Source organism: Paenibacillus xylanivorans, assembly GCF_001280595.1.
Lineage (GTDB): Bacteria > Bacillota > Bacilli > Paenibacillales > Paenibacillaceae > Paenibacillus > Paenibacillus xylanivorans.
Map to the genome: position 1 here is coordinate 204,839 of NZ_LITU01000082.1, position 15,378 is coordinate 220,216.

The 15,378-nt window shown below is 48.6% G+C and carries 8 protein-coding genes; 3 read left to right on the forward strand and 5 right to left on the reverse strand.

All coding sequences use genetic code 11. The annotated features are described in order from the left end of the window. Window positions 1–106 precede the first annotated feature (106 nt). Window positions 107–3,586 carry a glycoside hydrolase family 2 TIM barrel-domain containing protein gene (locus tag AMS66_RS29120; RefSeq protein ID WP_053784098.1) on the reverse strand — a complete coding sequence of 1,160 codons (3,480 nt, stop codon included), beginning with the start codon at window positions 3,584–3,586 and terminating at the stop codon, window positions 107–109. A 407-nt stretch (window positions 3,587–3,993) separates the two neighbouring features. On the opposite strand from AMS66_RS29120, the gene AMS66_RS29125 reads away from it, so the two are divergent. Together AMS66_RS29125 and AMS66_RS29130 are read left to right on the forward strand one after the other, a co-directional pair. Beyond that, complete coding sequence (locus AMS66_RS29125) at window positions 3,994–4,572, forward strand: hypothetical protein (RefSeq protein WP_053784099.1); 579 nt, start codon at window positions 3,994–3,996, stop codon at window positions 4,570–4,572. A 255-nt stretch (window positions 4,573–4,827) separates the two neighbouring features. Further along, window positions 4,828–6,597, forward strand: a complete 1,770-nt coding sequence (locus tag AMS66_RS29130; RefSeq protein WP_053784100.1) for a glycoside hydrolase family 13 protein — start codon at window positions 4,828–4,830, stop codon at window positions 6,595–6,597. A gap of 333 nt (window positions 6,598–6,930) precedes the next feature. On the opposite strand, the gene AMS66_RS29135 is transcribed toward AMS66_RS29130, so the two are convergent. From AMS66_RS29135 to AMS66_RS29145, 3 genes are read right to left on the reverse strand one after another with little or no spacing between them, the layout of a single operon-like run. Continuing rightward, entirely contained in the window at window positions 6,931–8,337 is a 1,407-nt protein-coding gene (locus AMS66_RS29135) for an ANL family adenylate-forming protein (protein ID WP_053784101.1), read from the reverse strand. After that, window positions 8,334–9,749, reverse strand: coding sequence for a cysteine peptidase family C39 domain-containing protein (locus tag AMS66_RS29140; RefSeq protein ID WP_053784102.1), 1,416 nt, complete (start codon window positions 9,747–9,749; stop codon window positions 8,334–8,336). Before AMS66_RS29140 ends, AMS66_RS29135 begins: the two co-directional genes overlap by 4 nt. Window positions 9,750–9,751: 2 nt before the next feature. Beyond that, window positions 9,752–11,125, reverse strand: a complete 1,374-nt coding sequence (locus AMS66_RS29145; RefSeq protein ID WP_053784103.1) for an alpha/beta hydrolase — start codon at window positions 11,123–11,125, stop codon at window positions 9,752–9,754. A gap of 668 nt (window positions 11,126–11,793) precedes the next feature. On the opposite strand from AMS66_RS29145, the gene AMS66_RS29150 reads away from it, so the two are divergent. Then, window positions 11,794–13,950 (forward strand): alpha-amylase family glycosyl hydrolase, encoded by a 2,157-nt coding sequence (locus AMS66_RS29150; RefSeq protein ID WP_082350941.1) that lies wholly within the window; start codon window positions 11,794–11,796, stop codon window positions 13,948–13,950. Window positions 13,951–14,050: 100 nt separating this feature from the next. Here AMS66_RS29150 and AMS66_RS29155 read toward each other — a convergent pair whose 3' ends face one another. Continuing rightward, window positions 14,051–15,337, reverse strand: coding sequence for an MFS transporter (locus AMS66_RS29155; protein WP_053784104.1), 1,287 nt, complete (start codon window positions 15,335–15,337; stop codon window positions 14,051–14,053). Between the last annotated feature and the right edge of the window lie 41 nt (window positions 15,338–15,378).

Consider the following 15,378-nt stretch of genomic DNA (forward strand, 5'->3'; position numbering starts at 1 on the left):
ATACAAAAAATCCCCTTCAGGTAAACGTCCTGTTCTTAACGAACACCGTTTACTTGAAGAGGAGTGTTATAATTCATCTCTATCCCTGACTGTTAAATCATGTGTCCTACTTCTCGAACCGGAACCAGCCAAAGTCAAACTGACTACCCGGCAGGAAAATAAAAGTCACCTTCTGCACACCTTTAACTTGCTCAAGCTCAAACACCCGCTCCTCATATCCTTCGGATTGTGTGAATTCGACCAGCTGATTGCTCTGTCCGTCCTCACCTGCAAAGCGGATATGAATCGTGTTTTTATCAATCGGCGAACGGCCATAAATCACAAGCTTCGATGTACCTTCTGCCGTGAAGTCCATATTTTCAAACTCCAGCGACACATTGTTCCCGATCCCCTCAACATGATCGCCCTCGATCTTGAACGTATCCCCGTAGAGATGATCGCATGATGCAGCCGTATTCTGTTCAAATGCCCGGCTTTGGCGCTCGAATGAGAAGCCTTTGATATGAATCTTCTGCTTCAGTACAAAGCAGATCGACGTAATCCCGCTCAGCCGCTTGGAGAGATGATACGTCTCTTCCTGATATACATTCCATCTAGACTCTTTGTCATATACCACATCTGCCAGCAGTATACTTCCCTCTTCATCCGGCATACCTTCCCAGATCTGAATGAAGTACTCCTCACTGGACAGCGCAAAGATCGGAATTGTAATGGTGTCAGATCCGTAAGGCCCGAAGTCGATATTGCGGAAGCCCACATGCGTCTCCCCATCCCGGCTTGTCGCTACCCCACGTTCATTGCCGTTACCGACATCTCCTTTAGTGTAATCGTACAGTCCTCCTGTAATGAAACCATATGGATCTTTGTAAGCCGTGCCCAGACCTGTTGCTTTGAACTCCAGTTGGGAGATCAGTTTCGTTTTATCGGTACCGTTACTGCTCGTCGCACGAAGACGGAATTCCCCATCGCCCAGAGCGGATACGTTGACTTCCAGACCATTGGCTTCGACCTTGGCAATGTTAGATTCGATACCTGCATCGTTCACAACTGCCCACTCAATATCCCGATAGGATGTGTTCTCCGGATAAAGCTTGGCTTTCACCGTCATTTGTTGTTTCGATGGATCGAATAGCTGTCCACCTTCGCTGATAATCTCGATTTTCCGTAAAGGAATCTCCTGCGCGCGTCCCGTCAACACCGGACGTTCCGTATTACTCATGAGTAGAGTTTGTTCCTGACTTGCAGCGGCCCCGGAATCACTGAAGGTACGATCTCCTGTGCCTTCAACAGCTAGCGATTCGAACTCTGCAGCTGCACTTTCCAATCCTTCGGAAGTCACCTCGATCTTCACCGTTCCCGATTCGTTCGATGCCCCGATGATTGCCATCAGTTTGCCGCTGAACAGCCTTCTGCTGAGACCCTTGTATGGATCATAGTCCGTGCTGTCTCCATTATCCAGACCCAACAGACGGCCTGCACCTGTCACTTGGACCTGCACACGGTTGTTTGCATTTTGCACGGGATTGCCAGCTTCATCTTCCACTAGAATTTCCACGAAAATAAGATCTGTACCATTCGCTTGCAGCTGCTCCCGATCTGCTTGCAGACGAACCTGCTTCGCATCTGTATAGGATCTTTGCACATCCGTTGCAATAACGTTTCCGTGTTCATCATAAGCGATGGCTTTGAGCTCGCCTTCTTCATATGGCACTTTCCACCAGCCTGCTAGCTGCGTTCCCGTTGCATGGTCGATATCGTACGTGCCGATTGTCTTACCATTCAGCTGCAATTCAATCTTCGGCGCATTACTGCACACGCGTACATCGATGAGCTGACCAGGACTGAAATCCCAGTAAGGGAACAGGTGAACCATCGGACTTTTCTTGTAATCCGTCCAGGCTGCTTGGTAGATATAGTAGGAATCTTTCGGGAACGTTGCTGTATCCAGCTGTCCAAAATACGAATTCTTCGTATGATACGGTGTCGGCTCTCCAATATAATCGAATCCCGTCCACAAGAACTGCCCCAATGAATACGGAGTATCCCGTTCTGCCAAAATGCAATATTCTGCCGACTTCGCTCCCCAGCTTGTCGTGCTGTTCCCAAGTACCGAACACTGCTCGTCATCGTCTGCCAGTATGGATTGCTCAAACGGGAAGTGATAGATTCCACGGCTCTGCACGACAGACGACGTTTCACTACCATAGATAATCCAGTCCGGATGTTCTTCATGATGCTTGTCGTAATATTTTTCCGCATAGTTATAGCCTGCCAGCTTCACGATATCGGCGCATTTTTGTGCGTTTTCCCACGGCATGTAGTTCGAACCGATGGTCACGCCTGCATTCCCTTTTGGATCGAATTCCAGTACATATTCCATCAGCATGCGAGTCACTTCCTGCCCCCGCTCATCTGCATGGGTATCATAAATTTCGTTACCGATACTCCACATGATCAGACTTGCATGGTTACGGTCACGCTTCACCCAGCTCTTCACATCAGTATGTGCCCATTCCGGGAAAAATCTCGCATAGTCGTAAGGGGTTTTGGCTCTCTCCCACATGTCGAACGCTTCCGAAACGATCAGCATACCCATCTCATCCGCAAGTTCCATGAACTCTTTGGCAGGCATGTTATGAGCGGTCCGAATGGCGTTAACGCCCATCTCCTTCAACAGCACAAATCTTCTGCGCAGCGCTGTCAGGTTAAAAGCAGCCCCAAGCGCCCCGAGATCATGGTGTTCACACACGCCGTTCAGCTTCATCTTGACCCCATTCAGGTGGAATCCTTCGTTTGCATCCAGCTTAATATCCCTGAAACCAATCCGCTGTGTGACGGTCTCGATCGTCTCATAGCCCTGCTCACCTGTAGCTACTTGTAGTTCCGTTACCAGATCATACAGATTCGGTTCATCCGGGCTCCATAACTTCGGAAGATCGACCGTCAGCTGTTGGCTGTTCGATTGTATCTCTCCATGTCCGGTGTCTTTACCCGCTGTAGCTGTAACGTCCGCTTTGCTGGATACGATCTGATTACCCTGATACCAAATCGTGTGCACAAGTTGTGCATTCTGATTGAGACTTAGCTCCGTATCCACCTCAACCTGCCAGCCTTCTGGCTGCTGCTGAATCGATACATAGGTACCGTCTGTGACGATGTGATTCCGATCTCTCGTTTTGAGCCACACATTGCGGTAAATTCCAGCCCCGGAATACCATCTGCTGTTGGGACTCTGATGCACGACTTTGACTATAATTTCATTGTCACCTTCCACCAAAGCACTCGTGATCTCATGCTCAAAAGCCGAATAGCCGTACTTCCATTCCCCCACAAGCTGACCGTTCACATATACGGAAGAATCCATGTACACCCCGTCAAAGCAAAGCAGAAGCTGCTGCTCATCCTTCGTATATGGGAATGTCTTGCGGTACCATCCGATGCTGTCCTCATACAGTTCAAGCGTATTATAGATCAGCCAATCATGGGGAAGCTCAACCGGTTCAAACGTTAACCCCGCAGGCTCCGTAACCTCCAGCTTACTTTTCGCAAATTGCCATCCATCCGTAAAAAGCTTTTTCTGATTCATCTCAGCTCTCACTTTCTGTGTGTATTTATGATTGCGGTTACAACCAAAAATAGATAACTCACCGAAAACCTTTTCGAAATTAGTCTGGTGAGACGATAACCTTCATTCGATTATATCATCTGACTGCTCTATGTACGTCCATTTTGGGCAGATTTAATTAAAAAAACAGTCCCGCTTTAGCTTTATCCAAATCGGGACGTTACGAAGTCTATTTTATTCATCTAACTACATTAATCATTTATTAGAAAATATGGAAATGCTTTCGGAACTACTATCCTCCCTTTTTGTTGATTCACAACACTATTATAGATTCCATGTCTGTCAATCGATTCCTGTAATTTCTTGTCGTGCTATGTTAGATTATCCATTGGAATAATATCACATATATAGATAGGGGAAATTAGAACGTGAAGAAATCATGGGTACTATCAATCATTATGAGTTTTGTTTTGCTCGGCGGGGTATTCGCACCTGCAGGGTCGTATGCCGCTGCTGCGGATGACTCAACCACTACATATTCGGATGACGCATACTCCGAAGTTGACACAACAGAAGAAGAGCCGGAACTTACAGCCGAGGAAGAGGATTTCCTGAACTACCTGGATCAACTGGATAGCGCATCTATATATGAGGAGAAAGCCTTTGACGCTTTGGGAGGGGGATTTTACATTACATCCTCTAATCGCAAGTCCGTTTTCCTCAAATTGACCAACACAGCGATTCCTAACTACACCAAATATGTATCCAAGCTGAAGCTGATTAAACCGCAGAATGCGGAACTGCAAAAAATCCATGCCAACTTGATCAAAGGTAGCTATACACAGCTGGAAGGATTCCAACTCGCTAAAAAGGCTGTCTCCAAAACAACGGTAAACAGCGCTGTCCTGAAACAAGCCAACGCCAAAATTGATACCGGCAAGAAAAGCATCGAGAAATATCATAAAGAAATCTCTGCTTATGCCAATAAGCTTGGGTATGATTTTTAGTAAATAGACCACCAAAATGTGTGTTGATTTTGAATCATTCTACCCTCACACATGAAGCGGGACACACCATTTGTTCCCAAATAAACAAATTGAGAATTCAGGAAAAAAAAGTGTTTTCTTTTTCCAAATTAGTTCGTATAATAGCACTATAATCAAAAGGCTATGCTGCCGAAAGGTACAACCTCGTAAACATTGGGGTTGTGCCTTTTTTGCGTTTATAGCCGTATTATCTATCCCAAACAAGGAGTGAATGTCATGTTACTTGAAGCTATTTATCATCGTCCCAAAATGAATTGGTCCTACGTGTATGACCGTTCGACCATGCATCTGAGACTCCGTTCCAAACGGGGCGACCTGGATGCTGTTATCGCTATTATCGGAGATAAATACGCCTGGGATCGTACGGTCCTCCACCTTCCTATGCGGATCTTTGCCCGTGATGCCCTGTTCGATTATTGGGAAGTGGAAGCGCAACCACCTTACCGCAGATTGCGCTACGGCTTCCAGCTGATTGAGGGCGAGGAATCCGTCTGGATGACCGAACGGGGATTTGAGCAGGCGCTGCCCGATCATCCGCTGGAATTTTTTGATTTTCCATTTATGAATCCGGTAGATATCTTTGAACCGCCAGCTTGGGTTAAGGATGCTGTGTTCTATCAGATCTTCCCTGAACGTTTTGCCAATGGTGATCCTTCGATCAGTCCGAAGAACGCAGAGCCCTGGGGCGGTAAACCGACTCCTTTCAATTTTTTCGGGGGTGACCTGCAGGGGGTTCTGGACCATCTCGACCATCTAAGTGCGCTTGGCATTAACGCCATTTATTTCTGCCCGGTGTTCCAGGCTACAACCAACCATAAGTACAATACCGCAGACTATATGAGGGTCGATCCCCACTTCGGCACCAATGAGAAATTGAAGGAACTGGTGGATGCGTGCCATGAACGTGGCATAAGGGTTGTTCTGGATGCGGTGTTTAACCACTCCGGAAGAGAGTTTCTTCCATTCGCAGATGTGCTTGAGAAAGGGGCCGCTTCCCGTTATGCGGACTGGTTCCATGTCAGAGAGTGGCCGGCGCGTATTGAGGATGGCATTCCCACTTACGAAACCTTTGCCTTCGAACCCCTTATGCCCAAACTGAACACGGAGCATCCCGAGGTCAAAGAATATTTGCTGGAGGTGGCCCGCTACTGGATTCAAGATATGGGTATCGACGGTTGGCGGCTGGATGTTGCCAATGAGGTAGACCATCAATTCTGGCGTGAATTCCGGCAAACGGTCAAAACCCTTAATCCGGATGCCTATCTGCTCGGCGAAATCTGGCATGATTCCATTATGTGGTTGCAGGGAGACCAGTTCGATGCGGTTATGAACTACCCGTTCACCAATTCCGTCATGGACTATGCCGTGCTTGGCAAGCTGGATGGTCTCGGATTCGCCAACGAGATTGGCAAACTGCTTGCTGCTTATTCACAGCCTGTAACCGAGGCAGCTTTCAACCTGCTCGGCAGTCATGACACGCCGCGACTCCTCACCCTATGTGAAGGGGATGTTCGCAAAATGAAGCTGGCTGTCATGCTGCTGCTTACGTACCCAGGTGCTCCTTGTATTTACTATGGTGATGAAGTAGGGCTTGATGGAGGGTATGATCCAGGTTGTCGCAAATGTATGGAGTGGGACGAACAGAAGCAGAACAAGGATCTGCTCGACTTCTTCACCCAAGCCATTGCCCTGCGCAAACAACACGCTGCATTGCGCGGTGCGGACATCACTATGATTTACGCTGAAGCCGGAGATCCATGCATTGCTATTGGACGCAAGGATCAGGAGACTGGGGAACAATTCGTGCTCGTCCTGAATGCAAGCGAAGAACCCCGCAGTATGGAGTTGCCACTACACCAAGGAACTTGGCGTAATGTGTTCACAGCCACCTCCAAGGAGACTCAGCAGAACAAGCTGAAGCTGGACTTGGAAGGGTACGGTTTCTCCCTGTTGCAGCTGAATGTGAAATCACACGTGAAAGCATAACATTCACTTTAATCAAAGCCTCTCTCGATGCCTTCCCAGGTCATTTGCACGGATAATGAACATTAATATGTGCATTTTGCATAAATCCAAATAGCGTCTTTCAATCAGCAAGATCTAGATCGAAAAGCTTCTATTCGTCTAGATCTTATACCCTGGAGCGAGTTGAATTAAATGATGCAAAATGCTGATGTAGATATGTTTATTTCTCCAAGTCAAAAAAGGGGAACCGTAGATGCGTAATGCATCCAACGGTTCCCCTCTCCAATTACAACTCACTATTTCCCATCCTGCATTGGCATTCATGAGTCACTTCATTTATACGTTCATTCATTTTTACGGCCCTTCCGAATCTTCCTCCATGCTTGCCGCAACCTCATCCCGAACGGAAAAGCTTGGACCGGGATTTCTTATTTTCTTCATTCTTGGGCTTGTTAAGGTTTCATGAGTAACGACGATCTTTTGCGGGATTTTGTATGGTGGCAGCTTGTCTTGGCAAAAGTCCCAGATTTGTCTGCGCAGTTCTGTAAGAGACTGCTCACCTGTAAGTCTGACCGTGGCCTTAACCATCTGCCCCGTAATTCCACTCGGCTCCCCGCTGACGACAGCCGTTTCAATGGAATCCATTTGCTCCAGAACGCTCTCCACTTCCGCAGGATAAACCTTACGTCCGCCTACATTAATGATCTCCGAGCGGCGACCCAAAATGCGAATGTAACCATCCTCCATCTCCGCTTCGTCTCCGGTCTGAAGCCAACCATCTTCCGTGAAAGGAGATGGAGCGTTCAGATACCCGATCATGGCCGTTTCACTCTGGATCTCAAGCAACCCGTCTACAATCCGATAACGAACTTCTTCGTCACGCACCGTAAATAGCAATGAACCCGAGTCTTTGGAGCGTGTCGGCAGAATGCCAAGCTCAGACATGCCATAAGCTTGGACCGTGCGTACATTCGGGAACTGTCGATTCCATGCTGCAAGCAGCGCCACTGGCATAACCTCTGACCCATAGGAGACCACTTCGAGACTGGATAGGTCGAACTCCCGATAGATTTCACTAAGGAGCATTAGATTCATGAACGTTGGTGAGACCGGCAGCGCCTGAACGCGATACTTTTCAATGGTTCTGCATACTTCGACGGGTGAGCGATCCGGTATAACGCATAAACAGCCGCCGCTGGACAAGGATTGCAGCATCGTGTTTAAGCCGCCAATATGGTCAAACATCATGAAAGGGATCGTACAGAGAGGACGGACTTGCCGCTTGAACCCGTCCAGCAAACGATCCGCGCTGTGAACAGCAGCTTTGCTTCGTCCTGTCGATCCGGAGGAGAAGATCACCAGACCTGCTTTCTTTTCCTGACCCAGCCCTGCCAATATCGGGGACCGACTGTCCTGCACGGAGCGGCGTCTGGCAGTAGCTTCCCCTTCCCCGACACTCATGCGCCATTCTGCCTGTGCGAGCGCTGTATATTCATTCCGTTTAGCCTCAACCAAGTGTCGATCCAGCGGAACCACAATACAATTCCGTTCCAGAAGAGCGATTAATGCCGCTGCCGCATAAGGAGAATAATCCTCTTCAAGCACAACGATCCCTTCTTCAAGCCCTTCTCTGGTTATCCACTGGCTTAGAGTGTTCACCTGTTCCAATAACCAGTTATAACTATGTTGCTCGTCTTTCCATATCAACGCAGGGCGACTACCATACGCGGCGAACCGTTCCAGAAGAAAAGTGATATTCATCCCTCATCACCTTTCGGGCAATATTTCAATTGCGCCTCCAGATAATCAATCAGTGATTCCACAGTTCGGTAGGGACTTTCCGGCATGGAAGCAGCAGCCATTTCCGCGAGAGTTATCCCTACACCAAACGCATCCTCAACCCCTTGCTCTACAACCGCAAGTAAAGTGACAAGTTCAAGGGAGTCCAGTCTCCCCCGACTTCCATATAGAGGCGCCTGCAAGCCTTGCTCTAGAGGGATGGGCGCGTTATGGAACCGATTAAGCTCATCGCAGCTATCCAGCACAATCCGCTCAATGACTTCCCAACGTGAGGGCGTGAGATTCTCCTCAGTCGAAGAGGTCTGTCTGAAGCGCTCGGCATGCTGATGTGTCGTCATCAACGCCTCGTACCAACGCAATTCGTCCTCCGCCAATTGTTGGATAATATCCGTTAACTGCTCCCGCCAATCAGGGCTTCGTTTCATTCTGGCGATCTGGAGCAGCTTGTGTGCCTGTTCCCACCGGGCTATCATTGCACCGAATTCCGCAACATATTGATCATGGGGAGAATCGAGCCATTTGGCCGCTTCTTCAAGCAAATCGCGGAAAAAGTAGCGGCTCCAGCGCATGTCGAACAGGAACGCGGAAATGGCTTTCTCCTGTTCCCGATCCGACTCGGCATCCGGGCGCAGTCTTTGTAACAATTGTGAGGATACAGCCTGTCCGAAATAATAGCTTCGATTGCCCTGCCAGACCGTTCTGCCCGTGATGAACTCATGGGCCTGCGTCGCCAGCGCAGAGCGCAGCATGTTTCGGTAGCCTGCCGCGTCTAGTGTTTCCACAGCACGGATCTCCATCGTGCCGTATGTCCGTAATGTTTCTTTTCGCCGGGCTATTTCCAGCTCGGAGATATTTTTGTTTCCTTTCCAGAACTCCTGGAAATCAGTAGCCGATACAGCTCCCATGTATTTGGAGGGAACGGGATCATAGACATAGATCTGCTCCTCATCCATCCCGTACACAGCCAGCCAATGATCGACCAGATGAAGACGCGAGCCTTGTTTAACGAGTTTATGAATATACTCCGGATTTCGATAATCCTCCCCATAAGGCAAGCAATAACTTGTGCCTGTGACGATCAAAAGCCCCTCATTTTCAAGGCGCTCCCGCATATATGCCTTTCCTTGTTCGAAGCTGTCAAACTCCCGTTCTCCAAACACTTCCCACATCGGCTCCTCATAATTCAACTTATGAAAGTAAGGCTTGATCAGGCCACGATCCGAACAGGAAGGCAGACTATACAAGCGGCTGGAAGCCAACAGGCCCAGACTGCTTATGGAGCCCTGACGCTGAAGGATTTCGTGAACCAAAGGAAAATTGCAGGGATAATAATACGGAATATCCATCGTGGGTTGAAATGGTTGACTGATCATGGCTACCTCCTGTTCCCGGCTTTGGCAGCCGTGCTGCCCCAAGACTGGATTTTGTAATGTAGCGACAGGTTATCATGGGCACGAAACACCCGATTGGGTAGCGCCTTGCCATCTGCATCGGTTTCGAACTGCCGGAAGCCTCGCGTGAACCTGAACCGAAATCCGCTGTCACGCGGAACTTCGAAGCAGCCCTCATAACGGCCGCCGCCTGCGTGCAGAAGCTTCATGCCCATGCCTCCGTAGATTGAATCATCATATATGTCCTGAAACGGTACCTCCGCACTCATGCAGACTGTCACATGACCCGATAATTCTTCCACAACCGTGTACATGTGTGATGCCGACAGCGCTCCTACCTTCAGGGTAACCACTGCATTACCCGTCTTGACAGGAACCAGTCCCCCATTGGGTCGTACTTCAAGAACATCGGGTTGATCGGACTTATATTCCCCTTCAAGTACACTCATGGTGAACCCACTATCATAATGAAGCAGCGCATTGACGTGACCGCTCATTCCGCCCCTCAATCCGATCACGTCCCTTCCCTTGAGCTCCAGAGATACCGGATTACCGATTCGGCCAAACATGTACAGTAGCGGAAGATGAACCCGCTCTCCCCAATCCGCTTCCTGATGACCTGCATCCGGCTGTTCCAGAAATGCGATGTCCTTGCCAGGTTTATACCCCAGTTCAAGCATCTGATGGGTTATTCCCCTTACCTGGGAAGGGAGAAACAATCCTTCGGCGTCCCCAATATCCATCCACATTTGAATCGGAGCACTGCTCTCAGGCATGAGGTACATGTTCTCTTCCTGTAACCTGCTCTCCGACGTTTCGTCCAACTGCACGTCCACGAAGAAGGGAGAGAGCATGATTATTTTCCCAAAAATTTCGGGATGACGTGTTCCCATATGAAAGGTGCTGAGTGCCGCTGCGGAAGAACCAAGCAGTCCCGTATTATCCTTGTCCGGAAGTGTGCGGTAATGCTCGTCAATGAACGGTTTCAGTTCATGAATGATAAAGTGTTCATAATCCAGGCCTGAGCAGCCCACGCTTACCGCTTCTCTTGCAGGCGCAATGAAATGATAGAATTCATTGTGTGTAACTGGACGAACATGGGCAATTCCGACAATGATCAGCCCATCCATTAAGCCTTGAGCGATCAGTTGGTCTGCTGCCTGATCTACGTGCCACGTTTCATTTCCCGCAGTCGAATGGCCGAAGGCCCTCTGACCTGCATGCATGTATAACACCGGATAGCGATGATCCACATGCTCCTTATAGCCTGGTGGCAAATAGACAAAAATCTTTCTCGTGTTGTCCAGCCTGGATGCCTTGAAACCTTCCACACATTCGATAACAGAATGAGTGTTCACTGATCCATCAACCGCCTCTCCTATAGATTTCGTTTTACATACTGAGATTTTTCCGTTATATCTGCTTCGTTCTTCCCTCGGCTAACATCGACAAACAACCCCGTCTCTGAAGAGACGGGGTTGTTTTAAAACACCGAAATGTTCTAAAATGCATAGCCCTTATATTGGTGGGTCTGCGAATAGTTTAAATCTGTTGAGGCTGGTTTGTAAATATGGAAATAGAAAAAAAATGCTCAGGAAAAAGTTATTGACAACCAAACCATTATTTAATTATCATAACGTTGTGATTATAACTAGAGGGCCATGCTTTTAAACCCAATCGGTTTAGGACAACCCCGGTAACTCCAGCAGGAGGTGCCGGGGTTGTTGGCATTCATAAGGAGGGGATATCGTTAAGAATAACCTGCCAACGTCTAACTTGAAAGCGCTTTTCTAAGGAAGAGAACACACATCTATATAAATTGACTAAACATTTACACGAGAACGGAGAGGACAGAAATAACCTGAAGAAGTGGAACGTTCGCCTTTATCCCTGGATTTTCCCCTTTGAAAAAGGGAATCAAAAAAAATCTGGGGATAACAGCGATCGGAAGAGTGTTCTGTCATCGGAGTGGTAAGTGTAAATATTCTTTAGTTCAATTTATATAATAAACGAAGGGTGGATTACCATGTTCAAATGGACCAAGCGAATCATCCTCAGTACCACGCTGACCCTCAGCTTAATGGCCGGAAGTGCACTGCCATTATTCCCTGTGGCCTCCGTATTCGCAGATGCGGATACGGCTGTAACCAACAAGCAGAACTTTAGCACCGATGTTATATATCAAGTATTTACCGACCGGTTTCTGGACGGTAACCCCTCCAACAACCCTACTGGGGCGGCCTATGACGCCTCCTGTTCTAACCTGAAGCTCTATTGCGGGGGCGACTGGCAAGGATTGATCAACAAGATCAACGATAACTATTTTTCTGATCTCGGCATTACGGCACTCTGGATTTCCCAGCCTGTGGAGAACATTTACTCGCTGATTAATTATTCCGGTGTCAACAATACGGCTTATCACGGCTATTGGGCACGTGACTTCAAGAAGACCAATCCTGCTTTCGGTACGATGACCGATTTTCAGAACCTGATCAATACTGCACATGCCAAGGGCATTAAAGTCATCATTGATTTTGCTCCCAACCATACCTCTCCTGCCATGGAAACCGATACCTCATTCGCAGAGAATGGAAAGTTATACAATAACGGCACGCTGCTTGGTGGCTACACCAATGATACCAACAAATACTTCCACCACAATGGTGGCTCCGATTTCTCCACACTGGAGAATGGTATCTACAAAAACCTCTATGATCTCGCTGACTTGAATCACAACAACAGTACTATTGACACCTACTTCAAGGATGCGATCAAGCTCTGGCTCGATATGGGCATTGATGGAATCCGGGTGGATGCGGTGAAACATATGCCGATGGGATGGCAAAAGAATTGGATGTCCTCCATCTATGGCTATAAACCGGTATTCACGTTCGGTGAATGGTTCCTGGGTTCATCCGCCTCCGACGCGGACAATACCAACTTCGCCAACCAATCCGGAATGAGTCTGCTCGACTTCCGTTTCAACAACGAAGTACGTAACGTTTTCCGGGATAACACGTCCACGATGGTTGCCCTGGATTCCATGATCACCAGCACTGCGGCTGATTATGCCCAGGTGAATGATCAGGTAACCTTTATTGATAACCATGACATGGATCGCTTCAAAACAAGTGCCGTTAACAACCGTCGTCTGGAACAAGCGCTTGCATTTACACTCACCTCACGGGGCGTACCGGCCATCTATTATGGCACGGAGCAGTATATGACAGGTAACGGTGACCCGGATAACCGTGCCAAAATGCCTTCGTTCTCCAAAACAACAACGGCTTTTAACGTCATCAGCAAGCTTGCTCCATTACGCAAAACCAATCCAGCCATCGCCTACGGAACTACCCAGCAGCGCTGGATTAACAATGATGTGTATGTGTATGAACGCAAATTCGGCAACAACGTGGCTGTCGTAGCGGTTAACCGCAATCTCTCGACTTCCACTTCCATCAGTGGCCTTACTACATCGCTCCCTTCTGGAACATACAACGATGTACTTGCAGGTGCATTAAGCGGCAATAACATTACCTCTACAAGTGGTAACGTCTCTACCTTCACACTTGCCGCAGGAGCCACAGCGGTCTGGCAGTACACAGCCAATACTACAACGCCAATCATCGGGCATGTTGGCCCTACAATGGGTAAAGCCGGTAACACTGTTACCATTGATGGTCGCGGATTCGGTACTACCAAAGGCACGGTGTATTTCGGTACAACCGCTGTTACCGGTTCAGCCATTACATCATGGGAAGATACTCAGATCAAAGTGACCATCCCTGCTGTTGCCGCGGGCAACTATGCAGTTAAAGTCGCAGCGAGCGGAGTCAACAGTAACACCTATAACAACTTCACGATTCTTAGTGGCAATCAGGTTTCCGTTCGTTTTGTTATCAATAATGCATCCACCACGCTTGGTCAGAATCTCTATCTGTCAGGTAGTGTCGCGGAGCTGGGCAACTGGTCCACAGGTCCTCTCGCCATTGGTCCAGCGTTCAATCAGGTGATTTACTCCTATCCAACCTGGTACTATGACGTCAGTGTACCTGCCGGAACGAAACTAGAATTCAAGTTTTTCAAAAAGAACGGCTCTACCATCACGTGGGAAAATGGCAATAACCATACCTTCACCACACCAACCAGCGGAACAGCAACCGTTACAGTGGACTGGCAATAGTCATTCCTTCATCTTCCTATCATTCAACCCGGAGTCAGACGCGATAAGCGCCTGCTCCGGGTTCTTTGATTGAGCTTGTCCCTACATATGACATACATTGCTATCGATAGGTTCGAATGGATTTTAATCCTGCTGCTGCGATCACCCCTACCACCAATAGCAACGCGCCCAGGCTCTCCAGCACCGCTTGGGCACCCCATTGATCAGCCAGAACCGAAACCACCGTTAATCCCAGGATCGGGGCTGTACTTGTTATGGTTCCGAGCACACCGTAGATTCTTCCCTGCAGCTCATCAGGAACCTCGGCACGCATCATAATCTGGGTTAACATCGTACAGCACGCAAACATCGCTCCTCCCCCAATGATCAGCGGCAAGGCCAGCAAAGGAGAAGATACATTGGATAACAACATGTACAGCGGGCCAAGAACCAGTAAGCCGATAAACACCCATCGCCCCCTTCGTTTCAGCCGTTTACCGGAGGCAATCAGAATTCCGGAACCTAGCATATACCCCAGAGGAATACACGTCTCGATCAGTCCGAACTGGACTGGATTTGCCTGCCATACTTTAACGGCCATGACCTGAACTAGCATGATGGCTGACATGAAGAAGAGAATCAGCAGCGGATTAAGGATCACGATCGAGCGAATCAGGGGATTGGCAAAGATGTAGGAGAACGAACCGCCCCACTCCTTGACGAACGATCCTCTATGCATGGAAGAACGTTGTACATCCGGGAAACGCCCGGCCAACATCACACATATCGCAGACAGCAAAAAGGTCACACCCGTAATCATTATGGCTGTAAACCCTCCAAATGCAGAAACTGAAATCCCCGCTGCGGCCAGTCCGCTGATACGGGCAATATTATCGACCAAATGAATGGTTCCTGTAGCTTGTTGCAGATGCTCCCTCCCCACCAGACTGGTTACCGAAGCATGAAATGCAGGCGCCTGAAACAGGCTGGAGAACATGGACAGGGAAAGCAAGAGCAGCACGAATGGAAAAGGAGCGTGCAGTACAAACAGACTCACCGCGATGATAAACGCCATAGCTCCACGAAACAAATCCGACGACAGCATCAATGTTCTGCGATCCAGCCTGTCGGCAAACGTACCCGCGAACGATCCGAACAGAAAACTGACGACCATATTACATACTTGTACAGCTGCCATGCTCTTCGCACTTCCCGTGGTCTGCAACACCCACAGACTGATGGCAATGCCGTTGAAACAATCACCGAATACAGAGATGCCGTAGCCGCATAAAATTCTGCGATAAGCAACATTGCGCCAAAGCGCCCTGTTGGCCATTTTCTGACTCTCCGCAGCAGTGCGAGCCCCGTTCGGCCCCAATTCTGGTTCTGGGGACTGTAGCGTTCCCATCGATCTTTTCCTCCTCTTATCATTCGGTCTCAAACAGCAGA